16 protein-coding genes and 5 pseudogenes are annotated in these 19,680 nt (G+C 61.2%); 5 read left to right on the top strand and 16 right to left on the bottom strand.

Going from position 1 to position 19,680, the window contains the following annotated elements:
- Positions 1-21: 21 nt before the first annotated feature.
- Together AC1DSZ_RS06070 and AC1DSZ_RS06065 are read right to left on the bottom strand one after the other, a co-directional pair.
- The gene (locus AC1DSZ_RS06070) at positions 22-300 is read right to left on the bottom strand and encodes a helix-turn-helix domain-containing protein (protein ID WP_476837488.1); all 279 of its coding nucleotides are present in this window, start codon (positions 298-300) and stop codon (positions 22-24) included.
- Positions 301-662: 362 nt separating this feature from the next.
- Complete coding sequence (locus AC1DSZ_RS06065; RefSeq protein ID WP_476837487.1) at positions 663-938, bottom strand: AraC family transcriptional regulator ligand-binding domain-containing protein; 276 nt, start codon at positions 936-938, stop codon at positions 663-665.
- A gap of 286 nt (positions 939-1,224) precedes the next feature.
- On the opposite strand from AC1DSZ_RS06065, the gene AC1DSZ_RS06060 reads away from it, so the two are divergent.
- A complete protein-coding gene (locus tag AC1DSZ_RS06060; RefSeq protein WP_476837486.1) occupies positions 1,225-1,611 on the top strand; it encodes a response regulator in 387 nt (128 codons plus the stop codon).
- Between the two features lie 64 nt (positions 1,612-1,675).
- Here AC1DSZ_RS06060 and AC1DSZ_RS06055 read toward each other — a convergent pair whose 3' ends face one another.
- From AC1DSZ_RS06055 to AC1DSZ_RS06010, 10 genes and pseudogenes are all read right to left on the bottom strand, one after another.
- Positions 1,676-2,692, bottom strand: coding sequence for an amino acid ABC transporter substrate-binding protein (locus AC1DSZ_RS06055; protein WP_476837798.1), 1,017 nt, complete (start codon positions 2,690-2,692; stop codon positions 1,676-1,678).
- A gap of 64 nt (positions 2,693-2,756) precedes the next feature.
- Complete coding sequence (locus AC1DSZ_RS06050; RefSeq protein WP_476837797.1) at positions 2,757-3,362, bottom strand: L,D-transpeptidase; 606 nt, start codon at positions 3,360-3,362, stop codon at positions 2,757-2,759.
- 29 nt (positions 3,363-3,391) lie between these two features.
- A complete protein-coding gene (locus tag AC1DSZ_RS06045) occupies positions 3,392-3,868 on the bottom strand; it encodes a hypothetical protein (RefSeq protein WP_476837485.1) in 477 nt (158 codons plus the stop codon).
- Between the two features lie 384 nt (positions 3,869-4,252).
- A complete protein-coding gene (locus tag AC1DSZ_RS06040; protein WP_476837484.1) occupies positions 4,253-4,966 on the bottom strand; it encodes an outer membrane protein in 714 nt (237 codons plus the stop codon).
- A gap of 536 nt (positions 4,967-5,502) precedes the next feature.
- Positions 5,503-6,030, bottom strand: coding sequence for a hypothetical protein (locus tag AC1DSZ_RS06035; RefSeq protein WP_476837483.1), 528 nt, complete (start codon positions 6,028-6,030; stop codon positions 5,503-5,505).
- A gap of 157 nt (positions 6,031-6,187) precedes the next feature.
- Positions 6,188-6,676, bottom strand: a complete 489-nt coding sequence (locus AC1DSZ_RS06030) for a Spy/CpxP family protein refolding chaperone (RefSeq protein ID WP_476837482.1) — start codon at positions 6,674-6,676, stop codon at positions 6,188-6,190.
- Between the two features lie 548 nt (positions 6,677-7,224).
- Positions 7,225-8,368 (bottom strand): annotated as a pseudogene (locus AC1DSZ_RS06025) (IS3 family transposase).
- A gap of 52 nt (positions 8,369-8,420) precedes the next feature.
- Positions 8,421-8,675 (bottom strand): hypothetical protein, encoded by a 255-nt coding sequence (locus AC1DSZ_RS06020; RefSeq protein ID WP_476837481.1) that lies wholly within the window; start codon positions 8,673-8,675, stop codon positions 8,421-8,423.
- A 727-nt stretch (positions 8,676-9,402) separates the two neighbouring features.
- Positions 9,403-10,110, bottom strand: a pseudogene (gene aqpZ / locus AC1DSZ_RS06015) (aquaporin Z); the annotation flags it as partial.
- A gap of 294 nt (positions 10,111-10,404) precedes the next feature.
- Positions 10,405-10,641, bottom strand: coding sequence for a hypothetical protein (locus AC1DSZ_RS06010; RefSeq protein ID WP_476837480.1), 237 nt, complete (start codon positions 10,639-10,641; stop codon positions 10,405-10,407).
- Between the two features lie 8 nt (positions 10,642-10,649).
- Between AC1DSZ_RS06010 and AC1DSZ_RS06005 the strand changes: the two are divergent.
- Positions 10,650-10,844, top strand: a pseudogene (locus tag AC1DSZ_RS06005) (integrase core domain-containing protein); the annotation flags it as partial.
- 824 nt (positions 10,845-11,668) lie between these two features.
- Here AC1DSZ_RS06005 and AC1DSZ_RS06000 read toward each other — a convergent pair.
- Together AC1DSZ_RS06000 and AC1DSZ_RS05995 are read right to left on the bottom strand one after the other, a co-directional pair.
- Positions 11,669-12,322 (bottom strand): hypothetical protein, encoded by a 654-nt coding sequence (locus AC1DSZ_RS06000; protein ID WP_476837479.1) that lies wholly within the window; start codon positions 12,320-12,322, stop codon positions 11,669-11,671.
- Positions 12,323-12,847: 525 nt separating this feature from the next.
- Positions 12,848-15,007, bottom strand: coding sequence for a lysylphosphatidylglycerol synthase domain-containing protein (locus AC1DSZ_RS05995; protein WP_476837478.1), 2,160 nt, complete (start codon positions 15,005-15,007; stop codon positions 12,848-12,850).
- A gap of 1,642 nt (positions 15,008-16,649) precedes the next feature.
- Between AC1DSZ_RS05995 and AC1DSZ_RS05990 the strand changes: the two genes are divergently transcribed.
- Positions 16,650-16,976, top strand: coding sequence for a response regulator (locus AC1DSZ_RS05990; RefSeq protein WP_476837477.1), 327 nt, complete (start codon positions 16,650-16,652; stop codon positions 16,974-16,976).
- Positions 16,977-17,108: 132 nt separating this feature from the next.
- Here AC1DSZ_RS05990 and AC1DSZ_RS05985 read toward each other — a convergent pair whose 3' ends face one another.
- Together AC1DSZ_RS05985 and AC1DSZ_RS05980 are read right to left on the bottom strand one after the other, a co-directional pair.
- On the bottom strand, positions 17,109-17,303 hold the full coding sequence (locus AC1DSZ_RS05985) for a hypothetical protein (protein ID WP_476837476.1): 195 nt from the start codon (positions 17,301-17,303) through the stop codon (positions 17,109-17,111).
- Positions 17,304-17,318: 15 nt separating this feature from the next.
- On the bottom strand, positions 17,319-17,861 hold the full coding sequence (locus AC1DSZ_RS05980) for a hypothetical protein (protein ID WP_476837475.1): 543 nt from the start codon (positions 17,859-17,861) through the stop codon (positions 17,319-17,321).
- A 508-nt stretch (positions 17,862-18,369) separates the two neighbouring features.
- On the opposite strand from AC1DSZ_RS05980, the pseudogene AC1DSZ_RS05975 reads away from it, so the two are divergent.
- Together AC1DSZ_RS05975 and AC1DSZ_RS05970 are read left to right on the top strand one after the other, a co-directional pair.
- Positions 18,370-18,544 (top strand): annotated as a pseudogene (locus AC1DSZ_RS05975) (aspartate 4-decarboxylase); the annotation flags it as partial.
- A gap of 35 nt (positions 18,545-18,579) precedes the next feature.
- Positions 18,580-19,664: pseudogene (locus AC1DSZ_RS05970) on the top strand (porin).
- Positions 19,665-19,680 lie beyond the last annotated feature (16 nt).

Genomic DNA, 19,680 nt, shown 5'->3' with positions numbered 1-19,680 from the left:
AGGGTGGTATCGCCAAGTTCTCTACGCGCTTACATCTTGGGTGATTGATTGTTGACCGCCACGAACTTGGCTTGGTCGCATGCCGGTCCACCTTTTGAACGCTTTGCCGAATGATGAGACCTCCTGAAATCCGAGCAACCACGCGACATACGAGATGGAGATATTGCCCTCACGCAAGTACGCCTCCGCGAGATCGCGACGCAAATCATCCATGGCTTTCTGATAGCTGATATTCTCCGCGGCGAGCCGCCGCGCCAGAGTTCTGGGAGCCATGTTCATTTTGCGGGCGACTTCAGGCAAGGTCGCTCTTCCAGTCCTCAGCAAGGGCGCCGCTGCATTTTGGACGGCGTTGGAAATGGAGCCGACTTGAGCACCCCGGCTCACCAAGATCTCCCTGCACTGCTCGCTGATGATGCGATTCAGATAAAGATCTGCGTTCCTGATCGGGAATGACCCGCACGAAATTGGCATTTCGACTTCATCTTGGGCGCAATTCCAACATGCGTTGCAACGAAGCCCATGAACAGGGAAGGCCGAAGCCGAGCCGCTCGCGTGCATGAAGCGAAGGATGACCGGTCTGATATGGACTCCTGTAACATGACGAAGCAATCTTATGAGGGTCGCAGCCCAAAACTCGATTTGGTGGCGATCGCTTCTCCGTATCACGCCGTGGTAAGTGAAGCGCACAACGAGCCTGGAGCTTCTGAGCAGTTCCAAGACGATACTTTCGTTGGCGACCTTGCTATAGCGGATAAGTCCTTGCAAGCGCTGAGGACGGATGTGGACGAAGCCACGACGTAGTACAGTATTCCGATCTCCCGGAGATCGACCTCTTCGGCCAAATGGGCGCCAAGAGCTTCATCTTTGGAAAGATTTGCGACCGCATTAAGGACCGCGATCTGCTGTTTCACTGACATCCGACACGCCGGATCCTCCATTTGGTCCCTAGCGTGGTCCCAGGTTCTCGATCAATCCGACGATGTCGAACCCTGCTCGTTCTGCATGGGCGAGGGCCAACCTGGCCAGTCCTCCTGTCGCGGTTGGAGGAAGGCGAAGGGAGATTGATGCCGGCAATGAGGTGACGTTCTTCTCGGTTCGCGGCATCGACCACTCGTCCACCCGTGCGGCTGGCCCAAAAGGACCAGTCTTTGGCCTACTCGGACGGGACCCAAATCTCACATTCCGATATCCAGTGCTTAAGATGGTCGGCATGGGATTGCGGTGATGAAAACCCTGGTGGGGACGCGCGTACTTGTTGTCGAAGACTTAGCGTTGGTTGCGCTCGAGCTTGAGGTGACGTTGATGGCCGCTGGCGTTCGTTCAGTGGACATTGCTCCGAACCTTGCATCCGCAATGACGATGCTTGATGCGTCTGAGCCGGCTTTTGATCTCGCTCTCTTGGATATCAACCTTCATGGGCAGCACAGCTACCCTGCGATCGATCTTTGCCGAGCGAGACAGATTCCTTTGTTGTTGGTGACTGGCTACGATGTTTCGATGCTGTTGGAACCGTATCAAAGGTTGCCGTGTGTCCAGAAGCCTTGCGAGACTAGCAGGTTGCTTCAAGCGGCGACATGTGCCCTCGCGTGCAAGACGCCGTGTCGCGCCTGAACGTGGCGCCCATGCGCGACGGATTACCTCGGCTCACGCCGGCAATTGGCCGGCCGCAAGGGATTCAGCGTACAGGTGGCGCGTAGAGTATTCCACCAAGTTGCCAAAGTTGATTGAGCCCTCGCGGAATTCCAAGCCGCGATTGGGAGCCCACGTTCCGTTCATAGACCTCTCCGTAATTGCCAACCGAGCGAACAATATTGGCTGCCCAGCCTTGATCAAGCCCGAGTTTTATTCCGAAGTCGCCATCTTTGCCGAGCAAACGTCGCACGTCGGGACGTTGCGAGTTCAACGCATCTTGCATGTTGCGTGAGTTTACGCCCAGCTCCTCAGCATTGATCAGGGCGTAAGTGACCCATCTCACGACGTTGAACCATTGAACGTCGTCGGCGCGAACGGCTGGCCCCAGCGGCTCCTTGGAGATGATGTCCGGCAGAACTGCGTGCTGAGCTGGCTTTGGCAGTTTCAACCGCTCGCCGTATAGTTGAGAGACGTCGCTTGTCAGCACGTCGCAAAGTCCGGCTGTGTACTTCTGCAAAGCCTGGTCGGCATCCGCGACTGTAACTTTTTCTACCTCCATGCCGTTGGCGGTGAAAAAGTCGGTGAGGTTGCTTTCCGTCGTCGTTCCCGCCTGGACGCAAACTTTGACGCCGTCCAACTCCAAGGCCGACGTGACGTTGCGTGACTTTGGGACCAAGAAGCCTTGTCCATCATAGTAGGTGACCGCCGGGAAGAGCACGCCAAGTCCGACTTCTCTTCCCATCGTCCACGTGGAATTGCGGACGAGCACATCGATTTGGCCATCGGTCAGGCTGGCAAAGCGCGTCGTGGCGGGAAGCAGTTCGTACCTGACCTTCGACGCGTCGCCTAAGGTCGCGGCTGCAATACCTCGGCAGAGGTCAGCGTCAAAGCCGATCACCGCCCCATTCTCACCTGCACTGGAAAAGCCAAGCACGCCTTGGCTCACCCCGCACACCAGGACGCCGCGCTCGCGGACGGTCTTTAATGTCTGGCTGCTTGCCGGAACGGCAAGTATCGCCACAATCGCGGCGCCGGCTGCTCTGATAGCAAATTGTGGGATCACGACGCCGTCCCTCCGAAGCTTTCATTACGCGGTTCGGTCGATGAGCCGCCTTGCGCCTTTGTCACATGCTGGACGCCTGTCGGACAATGATCTTTGTTCCAATCGGGACCCGGTCATAGAGGTCGATCACGTCTGGGTTTATCAGCCGGAAACAGCCCGACGATACGTTTGTGCCAATTGTGTCGGGCTGGTTCGTGCCGTGGATGCGGTACACCGTGCCTCCAAGATAAAGCGCACGGGCGCCCATGGGGTTACCCGGTCCGCCGGCCATGAACCGCGGCAGATAGGGCTGACGCTTGATCATCTCTGGAGGCGGGCGCCAGTCTGGCCACTCCTGCTTGCGAACGACGGTGACGAGGCCCTTCCACTGGAAGCCGTCGCGACCGACGCCAATGCCGTAGCGGATCGCCCTGTTGTTTCCTTGGACCAAGTACAGGAATTTTTCGCCGGTCTGGACAATGATCGTGCCTGGACTTTCGGTGCTCCGAAAGTAGACCAGCTGCTTTTCCCAGGGTCCGGAGAGCGTCTCGGCTTCTTGGGGCGGCACATAACCGGGCTGATCTTCGATGTCCCATTCCGTGTCCGGCTGCGTCGGACGGGGGCTTGCGGCTTCAGCCTGCGTCAGAGGAAACCACAAAGCGAACAGCGCGGCGCAAGGCGTTATCATAGACGGGAACTGCATGAGAAAGCCCTTGATCACGCTGAGCGTCCTGAGCAGCGGACGAACACCGACACGCCATAGCGGGACGCTACTTCTGGATCGACCCAACTCGCAGTGACGACGCCGCGCTCGTTGGACAGGATTTCACGGTCCCACTGACTACCGGCCGCCTTGTCCTTGGGGCCCAGGTAGGTCTTACCGTCTGGTCCCAGACGAATGGAAAGTTCGAACAGCTCGGGGCTGTCCGCCACATGCATCAATAAAGCACCTGTGGAATCTTGTTTTATCACGTACGGATTCCCGCACAGGGCTTTGGCCTGCGCAGTCGTGCGCGGACGATCCCGATCCTGATGGTAGGCGCCCAACCCCCATGAGCCGACAAGTTGATCGCTTGTGATCTTGGCTCGCGCATCAGGCGGCGGCGTGGGCGTCCAAACCCTGTCCGCGTCCGTGCTCATGCAACCACCCAGCGCAAAAGCGAGTAGAACCGGGCGATAGATCCGACCCTGCATGCGAAATGCCTCCCGCAGGCAAACCAGCTTCCATGCCTGCAAGCCTGGGCCGCCCGAATGCGTGGCATTGGAAGCGACTGGGCCACGAACTCCAGTAAGTTACCGTATCGGGCGGCTGCCGGACGCGGATTTCGCGCTGGCGGGCGTTCCGGCCGTTCGCGGGCGTGGTGCGGTCACGCACCCCACGTCGCACGCGTTTGGGCCGCCTGCTGCTATGAATCTAATTTTTCATTCCGGCCTTCACGGGGGGAGGGGGGGGGCGGCTCGCCCGCTTACGGCAAACAGCGGAAAAGGCGGCGTTCCCCGGGAGACCCGCGCCGTGTGCGTCAGTCGCGCAAGCGGCCGCCGGCGCTGGCCGGCGACCTGGGCCGCGATGAACGGCGTTCAGAACTTGTAGTTGACGCCGACGCGGACAATGCCGACGTCGTTGTTCTTGCCGGACGTAACGGCGTAGGTCGTTGTCGCCCCTCCGCCGGTTAACCCAGTGACCGTGCCGTACCGATTGCCTCGATTGACGGCAACGTACAGGCCCTCGATTCTTGCAGTCCAGTTCGGTGTGAACGCGTATTCGAAGCCGCCGCCGAGTGTCCAACCGGCCTTGGTGTCGCTGCCGCCAAAGAAGTCGCTTCCGCCGAAGTCGCCATACGCCAGACCACCCGTGAGATACACGAGAGCGCGGTCAAAAGCGTAACCCAGGCGGCCACGAACCGTGCCGAAGTAGTTACCGCTGCTTCCCCCGCCGCCAAAGTAGTAGGGAGCGAAGTCACGGTGATGGCCAAGGTCCGCGTATTGAATGTCGGCTTCAACGCCGGCGACGATTTGGCCGAACTGCCAATTGTAGCCGATCTGAGCGCCGCCGATAAAGCCGCCATTGTCACCCTGGCTGAACGTGTAGGCCGCCCCCGGAGCAATGCCCACGTCAACAAAGGCGGTGGTATGGCTGTCGCTGAAGCCATATCCGGCGTTCAAACCGATGTAAAAGCCCGCCCACGTGAAAACAGGAGCGTAGACGATAGGAGCAGCCCTGCTTGGCAGATCCGCCGCATACGCGCTTCCAGCCGCCAACAGCGCGGCCGTCGTGATCATCAACTTGCGCATCATAAACTCCCCCTATTCCCAGAACGTCGAGTATGGCCGCTTCGCTCCGCGGCGCCAAGTGCGCAATAGCAACACAGTAAGTAATCGTTGTTTGACAGCGCAACCAAATGATTGTGCAATGCATCATTTCCGCGACGAAATCGATCTAGATACTTTTATCTAGACCCGCCGGCGCTGTCGAACGCGCATACTGGTTCCAGGCCACTTGGCCGGCCGTCGCACCGATTGGCGATTTCTTGGCGATGAACGAAATTCGCCGGTATATTCGTTCATGCTGGCGCTAGGGCGCGTTTTTGTGTGAGCTGCGACGCCGTAAAGCGGGCTCGACGGATATTGTCGGCGTCGCAGTCGGCGCCAGCGCCGGCGGTTCCGGCCTTCAGACCTGTGCGGGCCTAAGCACTCTGCAGCTCAACTTTTGGCCGCGGACTGCCTGCCACGGACCGACGAGCCAAATGTCGGGTCATCGCAACACCCAGCAAACCAGCAGCGCCCCGCAGCTCGATCGTGCTGCGGGGGCTTTTTCCGATCTGGCTCCCTCAGTACCGCCGCCCGTGCCAGGCTGCGCGCCGAACGTAGCCGACGCGACCAAAACGGTGAGGCCCCCAATGTGCTCGCCCGTAATACGCGCGCCGATAGTAGCCGTGCGGGTAGTAGGCGCGACCATAATAAGCCCGGCGCGGCCAGTAGTCGCGATGCACGACCACCACGCGCCGCGTGTACGCGGGCGCATAGCTGACGCCGTAGTAGGGATCCGCATAACCCGCATCTTGGTAGTACGGATCATAGGCGTAATAGGGGTAGCCGTAACCATAGCCATAGGCCGGGGCGGCCACGGCGGAGCCTATTGCAAGGCCCGCCAGCCCGGCCACGAGGCCGCCGCCCCATCCCCAGCCACCCTGCCAGTGCCCGCCGCCGCCGTGCCAGTGTCCCCAACCGCCATGGCCGACCCGCCAACCGCCGTTCCCGCCAGCCCAGTGTCCGCGCCATTGGGCGGATGCCGTGGCGGGCGCCATAACGCCGAAGGCGAGCATGGCGGCTAGCGCAAGTGACGCCGCTTTCTTCATGGTGACCTCCTTGTGCCAGTGCGCATCGGATCGCTGCGTAGCTGCGGGACCGACGCGAAACAGCGCGCTTTGCGGAGAAGTCGACGCAAGAGCGCGGCCTAGATCGGCGGCGTCTCTCCTTGGCTAGGCATGGGTGCTCTCCCGTGGATGGCGACCACTACTCGTCGCTTTCTTCCCAGATCTCGACCGAAGCACGATCACGCGGCAGAAGTTCGCGCGCTTCGCGCAGAACAAACAACGTAAGCACCGCGAGCCGATGTTTTTGCTCATCGGACAAGGTCGCGGCGAGTGGAGTCCAGGCGGAGGCCAATTTTTTCAGGCTTTCACCGCGCTGAATTAGATTGTCTGCCCGCGTCCGCATCAGGTCCACCAGAGGGCCGTCGCCGAACTGACCCGATTGCAAGCGTGCGATCCGCTGGTGACGGATCGCAGCCCTGGCCCGAATGGCTTCTTCAATGGCCGGCCACATCTTCGACTGTTCCGGGGTCAACTGGAGGGCGAACTTGGTTGCCGAGACGCGCGCATCCAGAATGGCGCTCAGATCAGCGCTGCTCAGTTGGTCGGGCGCAGCCGGAGACCCGGTTTGGGCCTGTGCGACGCAGCTCGAACCCAGCATAGCGGCTGCGATAAGCAAGGTTTTCAGCATGGTGATTGTCCTTTTTTCGGGCGTTGCTGGAAAACGGGACTGGTGGACTTTGAAACGGTTCGCGTCGCCGATCCTCGAGGGGTAGGCCGCGGCTCCTTTGTCCAACAGACGAACCGCTGGCCCCGATCCAGCAACTTGACGGTCTGCGCCGCCGTCCGCGAACATGGGCCAAGGGCTTCAGTCATTGCAAAGCAAGGTTGAAGATTTCGCCTTTGGCCTCGCAAAAGTTTTGTTCGCTCAATCAAGCCATGGAACGATCAAACCACTTCTTGCGCAGGCAGGGCGGTATTTTACAGTAAGCTACGGAGCGCGATCCGACAGGCCGGGCGCTGGGTTGAACCCCAGGTGGCGATACGGGGGTTGCTGGCGAGCGGCGGTTCGAAAGGACTTGCGCGCCGGACGGCTTCAGCTAGTTCTGATATGAACTGGGTCGGACGTGGAGCGGTCCGGAAGCGGAGACGTCGAAAAGAACGATGTCTCTGGCGGAGGCGCCCGGACCATTCCTGGGTTTGGACGTCTTGCGGGAGATGCTCAGATTTCCGGCTGGCTTAAGCTACTCTGCGGGTCTGCTGATCGGTTTCGATGGCGTTGAAGTAGACCATGGCGGGCGGCTGCCCGCCATGGGCGGCGTGAGGCCGCTGGTGGTTGTAAAAGGCGGTCCACCGCCCGACACCAGCCTTGGCCTGCGAGCCGGTTTCCCAGGCGTGGAGGTAGACGCACTCGTACTTCAGGGACCGCCACAGGCGTTCGATGAAGATGTTGTCGAGGCAGCGGCTCTTGCCGTCCATCGAGATCCGGGCGCCGGCCCGCTTCAGCCGATCGGTCCAGGCGAAGGACGTGAACTGCGATCCCTGGTCGCTATTCATGATCTCGGGTGAGCCGAACCTGTGCAGTGCCTCATTCAGCGCATCGACACAGAAGTCCGCATCCAGCGTGTTCGAGACGCGCCACGCCAGCACCTTGCGGGTGAACCAGTCATGATCGCGACGAGATACAGAAAGCCACGCCGCATCGGCAGATAGGTGATGTCGGCGCACCAGACCTGGTTGGGCCGATCCACCCTCAGGCCGCCAAGCAGATAGGGGTAGGTCTTGTGCCCCTTCGCGGGCCTGCTCGTGTCGGGCTTCTGGAAGATCGGCATCAACCGCATGAGGCGCATCAGCCGCCGGATGCGCTTGACGTTCACCGGATGCCCTTCGTTCTTCAGGTGCCAGGTCATCTGCTGAACGCCGTAGAAGGGCGTGTCCAGGAACTGCTTGTCGATCAGCAGCATCAGGGCGAGGTTCATCTCTGTTTCGCCCTGCGGCTCGTAGTAGAACGAGGACCGGGGGAGCGACAGCAGCCGGCACTGCATCCCGACCGACAACGAGGGGTGGTTGCGCTCGATCATCGTGAGCCTCACTTCCCGGTCCACGGCTTGAGCTTTCGTGACAAAAAATCGTTGGCGACCGCCAGCTCCCCGATCTTGGCATGGAGATCCCGGACCGTGTCCTCGTCGACCTCGGCCGGCTTCCTGCCGCCCCGCTCGAAGATGTCCGCCGCTCCATCGAGGAGCGCCTTCTTCCATTGGTGGATCATCGTCGGATGCACCCCATATGCGGCGGCCAACTCCGACACGGTGCGCTCACCCTTTACGGCTTCTAGCGCCACGCGAGCCTTGAAGCCCGCGTCATGGTTCCTGCGTTTGCGCATGCCATGATCTCCTTGTCCCTGGAGATCAGCAGACGTCACATCGTAGCTTCCGTCACTGTCCGGATTTCGGGGAGGACCTCACGATAGAGCCGCCGCGCCCCAATAGTAGGGAAACAGCCGCCTCGAGCACGTCAAGCCGGAAGGCTCCCATCATGTAAGTCGGCAGCTGGGCCGCATAAAGCCAGAACGGAAACGGCCCACCCTGCAGCTGCTTTCGGGTGATGGGGCCAGCTCGGCAGGTATAATCGTCTACGCCGATCAGAACGGCGCGCACCGAGCCAGGATGGTGGCGCAGGAAATAGCTCAACAAAGCCTTGTGTTCAGGGATCCCGGATCCCGGGATTGCGAGCGACACAAAACGCGCGCCCGTTGCGCGATCAAGGCGGGCCGGGCTGAGGAGCTGGACGTGCGAATTGCCGATGATGGCGGCGTCGAATGCCGGATCCCGCGCCGGCTCGCATGCGCAGTGCGCGGCGCCTGCGCCCTCGTCATTCCCAAGCCAAGGTCTTTTATCGGGGCGGCGTCATAGGGATCGATCGCCAACACGAATATCGCCACCACAAGGAGGGTGACTGCGCTCGTCAAGGCCCAAGTGCCTAGAACCCTTCGCCAAGGATCTGCCATGTGCCCCAGAGTTAACGCCCTGCGCGAGCGCCGCAAGTGCGGCCTCGCTCAGAGTTCGTTGTAAGATCAGGGCCAATCTGAAGGCAAGAAGCCGGAGAGCACCCAAACATTGTTTTGAGACGCGCCCTGCTCTCCGAGCGGAGCCATGTTCGATTTGGAAGGTCAGCGCTGCGTAGCGGCTACGGAACGATCGCGTCAGCCGGCACTCTCGACAATGTCGTTGAGCGCCATGCCACACCTCCGTTGGACCTACGTCATCTCGACCGCATGCCCAGCAAGGCTCTGGGAAGCCGTTTTCGATGCAACTGGCCCTCGCCACCATGAGCGGGTCCAGTTTCATTTTTAAGATGTAATCCGGGGGTGCTGAGAGCTTCCCTCCTGTCGGGCAGAAAGACGGGGCTCGCGAGCTCGCCAGTGACAGGCGTTGACGGTTCTTCACTCAGCCAGCGGTAGAACACTCCTCCGACGATTGCGCCCGCGATCGGCGCCACCCAGAACAACCAGAGTTGCGCGAGGGCCCAACCGCCGACCAGCACGGCCGGACCGGTGCTGCGCGCAGGATTAACCGAGGCGTTTGTCACTGGGATTGCGACGAGGTGGACCAAGGTCAGCCCGAGCCCAATCGCAATCGGGCCGAAACCGACGGGAGCCCTTCCGTGGGTTGAACCCATGATGATGAAAAGGAACATCATCGTCAGGACGAACTCCGCTAACAGGGCAGCCGCCATGCTGTAATGGCCAGGCGAGTGCTCGCCATAGCCATTCGAAGCAAATCCGTTTTTCAAATCGAAACCGGAGCCGCCGCTTGCGATGATGTAAAGCACCGCGGCGCCGGTAACCGCGCCTACGACCTGCGAGACGATGTAGGGCGGGATGTCCTTGACGGGAAACCGTCCCCCCGCCGCCAACCCGATTGTCACGGCCGGGTTCAGGTGACAGCCCGAAACGTGCCCGACAGCATAGGCCATGGTCAGAACAGTAAGGCCGAATGCGAGGGAGACGCCGAGTAGCCCGATGCCGCCGCTGGGGAAACCGGCGGATATCACCGCGCTGCCACAACCCGCAAAAGTAAGCCAGAAAGTGCCGATCGCCTCGGCGCTGCATTTGCGAAGATCCATGTGCCTGCTCCCGTCCTGGGCTTGCGCACGAGCATTGAAGACACGTTTTGCAGTCAATTGGACCCCAGCCGGGTCTCAAAGACGGGGCGCCGCCATTTCGGTGATCTTGACGATCCCTTTCGCACGATCATCCGTCTTGGTAGTCAGGCGGAACCGCCGTGGTTGGCTAAGAACCACGCCAGCAGCCTAAGTGCGTCCGCTAGCGGGGCAAAACCAATACCACATGGGTCTCTCGTCATAATTTTCGCGGCTGGGCGTGCAGGTCGCCAAGTGTGTACCCCAGAGGACCTTTGGCTACTGATCGTGATCAGTTTTACGTAGGCGATGAGTCTTGCGGGCGGCGGCCTCGTAGAAGACCTTGCGCATGAAGGCGAAGGAGCGAAGCACGTTGGCCTTGTCAACGAGCGTAACCCGGCCGGGCGTGCCGCGCTCCTTTTTGCGACGCCGCGCGAGCCGGCAGGAAAACTCGGTTACCCCCTCGGTGGTCTCGCGCGTGATCACCTGCACACCGGTCGCCTCGCGGTTCTCCACGATCTTGCCTGTGGCGGTCCCTGAAGTACGAGTGCGTCTACCTCCACGCCTGGGAAACCGGCTCGCAGGCCAAGGCTGGTGTCGGGCGGTGGATCGCCTTTTACAACCACCAGCGGCCTCACGCCGCCCATGGCGGGCAGCCGCCCGCCATGGTCTACTTCAACGCCATCGAAACCGATCAGCAGACCCGCAGAGTAGCTTAAGCCAGCCGGAAATCTGTCCAAGGATTGGGGAGTAGCTCACTCACCTCCGAAACGACGAACCTGTTCGGAAAAGAGATCGAGCATCTCAACCGGCGACAAATTTGCTTCCTGAGCTTCCTTGAGGATCTCATATCGGCTGCGCAACGTTCGCCCTCTCCGATGAGTTCAAATCAGACAACAATTAAGGACCAGAGGCAAGCCGGACGGCCGCCACCGCTAGGCTGGCGGCGGTAGCGCAGCGGCGGCTACAGTACGGCGTATGTGCAGTCTTTACAGCTTGACCAAGAACTAAGCCGCGGTCCAGGAACTCACACGGCTAGGCATCCGATCGTCTGGCGCAAATCGCGATGATATCCCGATACTCGCCGGTGCCACGGGCGAACTGCGGGGTGTCGGGATCAAATACAATTTGGTCTGCTTTCAACCTGGCGGTGGCGTGGAGTGCCTCTGGGCAGCACCACACAAGCTGCAGAAAGGGTGACTGTGCAGCGGGAACCGCTCAGGTCCACGCAGCGGTCACGATCGCTGTTCGTGATGCTCTCGACAACGAACCAGTGGTAAGGGTTAGGGGCAACAAACGCCATAATCTCCAGCAGAGGAAAGCGAGCCAAGCGGCCATTACAAGGGCACAACTCGATCCGAGCAGGAACTTGACGACACGCTGGGAAAGAGCGAACTCTCTCCGGCGACCATACGCTCTGATTTCGAACAGGCTCGTTCGGGGCATCTCCACGTCCTGGTCTTGCCTGAGCGGTTACGCCTCATACGACTTACCCAACGTGTGGATGCACTAAGTTTGCTAGAGCCCACATCAGTGACATCTGTCAGTTCTTCGAGGCCTGAATTGCCTCCGTGATCGCCGCTTCGATGCGCAGCGCCGCCGTCTCCGTAATATGCGAGCCGTCCCAGAACGATTTTGGATCTCGGGTTAGCGGGGTGTCGCTTCGGAAATCGAGCAATCGTGCATTCGTGCGCCCCGCGATCTCGGCTACGGCAACCTTGCAAGCTAACTCTGCCAAAGCGGCCGGGCTCTCTGGTCTCGGCCGCCACGGGGCATAGACTGGCGTAAGCAGTAGTATAACCGGCGTGAGCGGTGGGATCTCTTCAAGCATTTCCCGCAGAACTCCAACACCTCGGAACGGTCCCGGTCTGTCCGCCAGCGACATCGTCCTGGCCGCCACCGCCGCCTCCGGCTCGCGCCACGTCCTCCCCAACTCGTAGTTCCAGTATCCGTCGCGGCCAGCTAGCACATTTGCACCTCCAACGCCGAGCGCAAACGCGACGGCGTCCTCGAACACGTGCGCCCGGAACGAGCCCTTGGCGAAGGTCCAGAAGTCGGAAGCATAGAGCCAGAACGGGAAGGGGCCGCCCTGCAACTGTTCCCGCGTGATGGTGCCAGCCCGACACGTGTACTCGTCGACGCCTATTACAACCGCCTTTGGGGGCTGGGGACGCCGGCGCAGGAAATAATTCAGCAATGCCTGGTGCTCCGGAACACCGGAGCCCGGTACCGCCAGCGAGACGAAGTGTGCTCCCGTCGCCTGACCGAGGCGGAGGGGGTTGATGAGTTGGACGTGCGAATTTCCAATGATTACGGCGTCAAATGCGGGATCCCGAGCCCGGCTTGCGTGCGCAGTGCGTGGTGCCTGCGCCCGCGTGTAGCCCAGCCCGAGACCGGGTATCCGGCCTGCATCATAGGGATCTACGGCAGCTATAAAAGCCGCCGCGGCAACGCTCGTCACCACAGTTACCAAGGCCATGCGGCACAGCAGCTTACGCCATGGATCCGTCATCCGGTCTGCCTTAGGCGATTGTTGCCGGTGCGGCAATCCATCCGAATTGAAGGAAGCGGGTTTCGGGGGCGGTGCCGCCGCCTCATGGTCGCAGCTATCTAATGGCGAACCGCGAGCAGGCGATCGCACAGCGGCAGCGCCGACCGCGCCCGACATGTCGCCTGCTTTTGCAGGGGGACGCAGGCGGGCAGGCGACTGCTAGCACGTTCATCAGGCAGCGGTCATAGGAGGCCGGGGAAGGATGAGGTTTGCGGCGAAGAGGCCCAACATCAGCCATACCGTTCGCTGGTAGAAGAAGTCGTGAACAAGGCCGCCAGTCAGGAACACGAACAGTGTTACTGCGGCTCCGTAGACGGAGCTTGTGAGCCCCTGCTGTTTATAGGCGCGAAAAACCCCTACAGCGAAGGCCGTGAAAGCCACTGTGGCCAAGCCGAATCCGACGATGCCAGCCTCGGCTAGAAGCCAGACATAGATGTTGTGGATGACCTGGGGCGGCTGTCCGCTTGAGAGGCGGGCCTGAACGTAGCCTCCCAGACCTGATCCGAAGATTGGGTGCTGGAACCACAGATCAAGGCCATCCTGTATCGTCTGCCACCGCTCTCCATCCGAAGCCTTGTCGGCGAGTCTGACCGCCCCGCCGCTATACCGATTGGACGCTCGAAGTGAGAATTCCAACGCGGCGGTTGCTCCCGGCGCAAAAACGGCCGCCGCCAATAGACTGGCGAGACTCCGCCGCCTCACGCGGGGCAACAGGAGAGAGGCCGCTGACACCACGAGTAGAAGGACGACGCCGACGCGGGATCGCGTGAGCAGGACCCCAGAACTGAGGATTAGTGGAACGAAGGCGAACAGTCCCCTCGCGATTGCGCCCCTTGGCAGCGCGGAACCCTGATCACGAACAACATGCCAGGCGATCAGCGAAAGGCAACACTGCAGGCAATAAGCGTTGGCGTCGAGGGTTAGAGCATGCCAACCAACAAACCAAGTCCCAAGGTCGTCGCGTCCAGCGATCGAATAAAGGTTGGCGGCAATCTGGATCAAAGCAACGAGCGCATTGGCGAAGACGATGCTCAGCAGCACGGCCGCGACGTCCTGTGAGCGGCCGACGAGCCGCACCGTGAGGCCAATCATCGCGTAAGATAAGATAAGCAACCAGCCTAGACCACGATTGACGAGCCCCCAGGTCCCGCCGCCGTTCCAGACTGAACTGAGCGCTGCAATTGCAATCAGGCTAGTCAAAAGCGCCAGAGGTCCGAGCCATGTCTTCCATTGGTCAGCATCCACATCCGCCCGACGGACATAGAGCTCAGTCCCGGCGATAATTAGCGCAACAGTGGCGAGCAGATCCGCGCCATTCACGTTTGTCAAATGGGAGCCAGCTGCAATCCGGACCTGAAAGAAGATTAGGCAGGCAATCACCCCAGCCATGCCCAGCACGATGCTGCGGTCGAGATGCGCCATCGCGACCCGCTTTCGCTGCAGAAGCGGCGGCGGGCGCGCAGTATTGCGAACAAACTCGTAGGCGGATGAAGCAAGAAGCGGCAGCAGCGAACACAGGCCGACTGTTACCCCCACAGCGACGCCCACGGCTTCGGGTTTGCCGAGTTGCGCGAGCATGAAGGCCGCCGCCGCCTCGCGCACACCCCAGCCCGAGAAGCTGATCGGCAGCGCGGATATGAACATCACAATGCATAGCGCAGCAATCTCTGCCATCCCGATCTGCCCTCCCCATGTCAGAAGTGCACAACTGAAAGCACCGAGCATCGCTAGATGGGAGGCAAAGGAAAGGAGGATGGACTGGAGAGTCCCGGCGAGACTCACCGTTTTGAAAGTCCGTCGCCAACTCGTTTTAACGCGGACGGGCGCTACTGCGACGAATCCCACCACTACAAGGGCCAAGGCAACGGCATAAAGGAAAGCCGAGATCCCCTGCACCTGTACATCGAATTGGCTGGCAGCCTCAGGAAAATAGAAAAGAGCTGCGGTGGTCGCGAGCGCCAAAAGTGAAAGCAATGCGATTGCGCGCTCGGCTAGTCCGAGAAAGGCCGCGACCGAGGGCGAGATGCCCGTGCGGGACAACATCGCCTGCCGGGCGAATCCTTGCGCGAATGGGCCCCCGATCGACAAGGCACCGATCTGACCAGCGAAGAACGCTGGGTAGAGCGCCCATGCAGGTATTCTGAATTTTAAGATCTTGAACGACGTTACGAAACGCTTGAATGAGACTCCATAGTTCAGGAGGCAGAACGCGACCACGCCGAGAATATAGACGGGACGGGATGACTGGGTCAGGTCAGCGAAGGATACTGGGCTCCGCACAATGGCGAATATTAGAAACCCAAGGACCGACAAGGATATCAGCTTTTTCATATGAAGCCCTGCGATCCCACGCGGATGAGTTTTCGGACCGTGTCTGTCGTTGTGCCGGGACACTGTATAATTGAACCGATCGTCAGGCGAGTGCGGCTTTCTACGCGGTTGCATCGCGTTCCTTGTGCCTTGCACGTTTCCGCGAATGTGGGCGGTCTTTGCGGTGCTTGTCAGCCCGGCGCTGTCTTCTGTGGAGTTGTAGGGGCCCGGTCGCCGCAAGGACACCCGCACCGTGCGCGGCTACATCCGTCGAGGCCGGCGGCAATGCGGGGAAGCGATCGGGACCACGTTCGAGAGCGTGGCCAGCATGGGCGGGACAACGCCGGGGCGGAGGCGGTCGTTTGTCACGCGCCAGTGGCATTGGCCGCCACACTAGGACCCGCTCGGCTTCAATACCGGCTCTTTTTCGGTCGGAACTGCCCTGTGAGTACACGCGAAACTACCGTCGCTGTGTTCGACGCTCCACGGGCCGGCCGGGATAGAGCCCAGCTCAGCACCCTCGCAGCGAACTCAAGCGCTCTTTGATCGAAGTTATCCTCGTCTACCTTGCCGTGGATTCTGTAACGGACATCGCAGAAAGTGAGAACCACGGGTCGTGGCAGAACCTGGTCATACCACTCTCAATCTTCCTCTTGGCGGGCGCTCTGCGCTTGATGAGCAACTCGCACTCTGCCAAGCACCGGGTCGATTGACGTGCGCCTCGGTACCCTCCTCAAAGTCGCCCGGTCCTGTGCGGGACAGTCGGTGCGGGGCCGGGGTCGGCCAATGACGGGCTGTCGCTTGACCGATCGCTAGCGGCGGCAGCCCTAGTACGGCTACTCCCATGCTTGTCGGCAATACGAATGTTGTGCACGCAGCCGGCCCGGCCACAGCTGCAGGGTCTTGCGGACAAAGCTACCGGCAGACTTGACGAACCGATCCAACGAACTGTCCCGCACGTATTGGCCTCGCGATTTCGTTCCATGGCCGGTCCCGAGCCAGGGGGCGGACGTCTCTAGCGTAGATCAAGATGCATCTGAACGGCGAGTGACCTGCATATCGATGCCCGGCCACACCTTCCGCCTATTTAGTGGAGCCTAGGCGGGCGGCGTCGATCCAAGTAGAGATCAATCGCAATGTCCATGAACACGTCGGCGTCGATCTCAGGGTGGCCTGCAAGGAAGCGCGCCACCTCCTTGCTTAGCGTTTCAGTCCCCAGGTGTCCGAACTCGGCCACCAGCTCGGCCGCGAGCCTGAATAGTCCAATCCGTTCGGCGTCATGTGCTCGCCTGACTGTCTGCGCCCATGTCGGCTGGGGCATTCGTCGCACCAGTGTAGGCAACCAACAACCGGGTGTAGCGATCCTTCCAGCGCAGCAAGCGACCACCGACATAGCCTGCAAAGTCGTGAGCCCGCCCGGTAAGCCCACAGCGGGCTCACTCCTTATCGGATCTAAGGTCCGTCAGAATGGCGAAAGCTCGAGTCTAAGCTCGGCGTTTGCAAAATTGCGCGAAGATCATGGGCGCAGGTTGCAAGATTGGCAGTGATCGTGAGCATCAGACCAACAACTGTAATCCGCCGTACAATGAAGCTGTCTCTCACGCTGTCCCCTATCCGTGAGACCGCACCCGAACCAAACGGAACGTTCGGTCGAGATTGGCCCTTGGCCGATATGGTTGCTCTGAAACCGCTTCCGCTCGCTAAAGTTCGTATTCTCGTCGATGAAAACGAGGCTCTTATCGCCAATCAATTGGAATGCGAGCTGGAAGACGCCGGCGCCATCGTTGTTGGCCCCGTCCCGCTCGTGGCCGATGCACTGGCTCTGATCGACAAGGGGGAGTTCGACGCGGCGATTATGAATCTGAACCCGAACGATGGGCGGTCTTACCCGGCGGCGGAAGCTCTACGCGCTAAGGGTAAGCCATTCATTTTCGTGACCACCTTTGAGCACACGATGCTCCCGGGCACGATGGCCTCAGTGCCAGTGTAGTCCAAACCGCTAACGGCCTCGCGGCTGGTCCACAGTCTGGTTTCTTTGATTCAGGCAACCTTCGCCGCACTGCGGTTGAGCGGGTTCAGTTTCGGTGCCGGTCCCCCCGTCGCCGGAGCCTGCTGTCAGGGCTCAGCGCCCAGCGCCGGATGACGCCAGAGAAGCCCGCGACATCGTGTCGGAAAATTTCTGCGCCAGGTTCATCTGCGTCTTGGGGGCAAGCTCCGCGCCGCCGTCGATCGCCTGATGTTCGATCCAGAGGATCTGGCCGCTTCGCGCGTCAACCAAGCGCGCCGTCAGGACACCGCCCCTGGGCGACATGACCACATTGCCCTCGATGACCTACCGGACGTTGAAGCGGGTCCAGGTCGACGTCCGGGGTCCGTCGGGCGCCTGGCTTATCGCCTCTCGGCCGAGGATTCGTAAATCGCTGAACGACGCCAGCTGGTCGATCAGCTGTTCCGAGAAGCCCTTCGCGATCTGCTCCGCCGAGGCGTCGCCCCGCTGGGCCACGAAAGGCGTGACCGCCACCAGAGGCTTCGACGAAGACGAGTTGAAGCCGTACTGGCCATCGTCGAAAATCCAGAAAGGGACGAGCGTCACAAGCAGAGCCACCGCGACCGCCGCGACGGCGACGCTCCACCGCATCCGGTTCGATCTTGGCCGCGCCCGCATCGCGAGGTGATGGTACGACGGTTCGCGCTCCTTCTCCTCCGGGCATGGATCATGCTCGTCGCTCGGGATACAGCCATCTTCGGTCCGCTTCTGGAAGGCCGGCACGTAGCCGCCGCGCGGAACCGAGATCACGACGGGATCGTCCTTCCCGGACGAATGGTAATAGCGTTCCAGCGCGCGCCTGAGGCGCCCGGCCTCGATACGCACCACGGGGTCGATCTGCCCGTCGAAGGATTCCGGTCGGTCGAACACGGCCAGCGCGATCGAATAGGCTTTCAGGCGCGCGTCGGAGCCGGAACTCGCTGCTGCCGCAGATCTTTTCGACGCAGGTCTCAACGAGCGGGCGCTCCAATTCGTCGAGCTTGGCTTCGAGAGCCGTCATAACGCCTCCTCCATTTCCAGAAATACTTTGTCACGGTGCAATCATGAACTGTCACAGTCCGTCGTAATTATCCCGAATTTTATCGGACACTGGCAGCTAAAGTCTTGCCGGATCCGAGCGCGCGCCGATATCCGGATTTCTGACCTGGACCGGCGGCCAAACCCGCGCCCCAGTGAAGCGCGGGTCAGCCCGCCCTATCGGCGATCCTAGCGGCACCGCACATGCCCGGCCGCATGCGTCACGTGACCCGCCCTGCAGTGCGCGACCCGGTAGCGCGAAGCCCGATAAGAAACCGGCCGGTGGTAGCCAACAACCCGGCATCGGCGCGCGGGCGCGCTGATCGGGGGACTGGGTCTGCAGGTCGAGCCAAATCCCAACTTCGACGCCTATTATGGATTGATCGACTCCGAGTTCTGGGCGCGCAAGAACATCGGCGACAAAGCCGTCGATTACCTGAAATCGCATGTTCATCCGCTCGACCTCGCGTTCCGCCTGGCGGAGGCGCACGGGGTTCGGATCGGCGGTCGCGTTCGCTACGAATTCCAGATGCAGACCACTTACGCGCGCAACGATGACCCAACCGGCACGCGCGGGCTTGGCCGCATCTATGCCGACACGCGCACCGCGACCGACTATGGCCTGCTCCGCGCGTTTGTGCGCGTCGACGTCGCGCGCCGCAACGGCGCGATCTACAGCGGCACGGCGACCCGCATCGGCAACGCCTTCACGGGCACGAGCGTGGACTACAATGGGAACGCCCAGACGCAGGTCGTTCTGGACCGCGCCTTCATCCAGTTCGCGGCCTGACGGCCGGGCGCACGCAATCCTTCTTCGGGTTCTACCAGGGCGACCTCGAATGGGTCGGCATCACGGCCGGACAGTCGTCGCTCAACGATCTCACGAATTTTCTGGCCTACACGGCCAATCTGGGATCGGGCTTCTCGGCCACCCTGGCCATCGAGGACCCGGTGGAGGCCCGCAACGCCACCGCGACGGCGGTCACGGCCGTACCCGGCCTCGCACCCACCTACGCCTATGCGGGTTCCGGCGTGCCGGATGTCGTGGGCCTGTTGCGCTACGACGCCTCATGGGGCGCGGCGCAGCTTTCGGGCGCGCTTCATCAGGTCAGGGTCGGTGAACAGACCGCGCTGGCCAGCGGCGTGACGCCTCAGGGCTTCGCGCCCTCCACCGAGTACGGCTGCGCGGTGAACGCCGGCGTGAAATTCAACCTGCCGATGATCGGCTCGGGCGACGCGCTCTACCTGCAGGGCACGTACACGCACGGCGCGAGCTCCTACATCATGGGCAACTATTTCGGGCTCGGGAAAGCCGCCGGATGGGGCATCGGCGGGGTCGGCAACCTCGGCATGCCGGACGCCGTGATCGCGGGAAGCGCGCCGGGCGATCTGAAGCTCACCAGCATCTGGGGACTGACCGCGGCCGCGTTGCACTACTGGACGCCGACCATTCGGCAGTCGCTGTTCGGCACGTATATGTCGAGTCGATTTCAGCAACAGCGCCGTCTACGCCGGCAACGGATTGACCTCGTCGTTCAACGGCGCGAACCCCTACCGCGACTGGCGCTACTGCGAAAACGAAACTGCCGGCCTCGCCGCCCTGCTCACGCGTGAGCGGGGCGGGATCGCT

This window comes from Alsobacter sp. P4_H11 (assembly GCF_056400925.1).
The sequence above is the reverse complement of the archived record's forward strand: the minus strand, read 5'-3'. Positions and strand labels throughout refer to the sequence as shown.

Excerpts from the sequence above, each read along its gene's own strand:
- AC1DSZ_RS06060 (WP_476837486.1), top strand. The coding sequence starts at position 1,225 with ATGAAAACCCTGGTGGGGACGCGCGTACTTGTTGTCGAAGACTTAGCG.
- AC1DSZ_RS05995 (WP_476837478.1), bottom strand. The coding sequence starts at position 15,007 with ATGAAAAAGCTGATATCCTTGTCGGTCCTTGGGTTTCTAATATTCGCC.
- AC1DSZ_RS06050 (WP_476837797.1), bottom strand. The coding sequence starts at position 3,362 with ATGATAACGCCTTGCGCCGCGCTGTTCGCTTTGTGGTTTCCTCTGACG.
- AC1DSZ_RS06065 (WP_476837487.1), bottom strand. The coding sequence starts at position 938 with ATGGAGGATCCGGCGTGTCGGATGTCAGTGAAACAGCAGATCGCGGTC.
- AC1DSZ_RS06045 (WP_476837485.1), bottom strand. The coding sequence starts at position 3,868 with ATGCAGGGTCGGATCTATCGCCCGGTTCTACTCGCTTTTGCGCTGGGT.
- AC1DSZ_RS06035 (WP_476837483.1), bottom strand. The coding sequence starts at position 6,030 with ATGAAGAAAGCGGCGTCACTTGCGCTAGCCGCCATGCTCGCCTTCGGC.
- AC1DSZ_RS06040 (WP_476837484.1), bottom strand. The coding sequence starts at position 4,966 with ATGCGCAAGTTGATGATCACGACGGCCGCGCTGTTGGCGGCTGGAAGC.
- AC1DSZ_RS06030 (WP_476837482.1), bottom strand. The coding sequence starts at position 6,676 with ATGCTGAAAACCTTGCTTATCGCAGCCGCTATGCTGGGTTCGAGCTGC.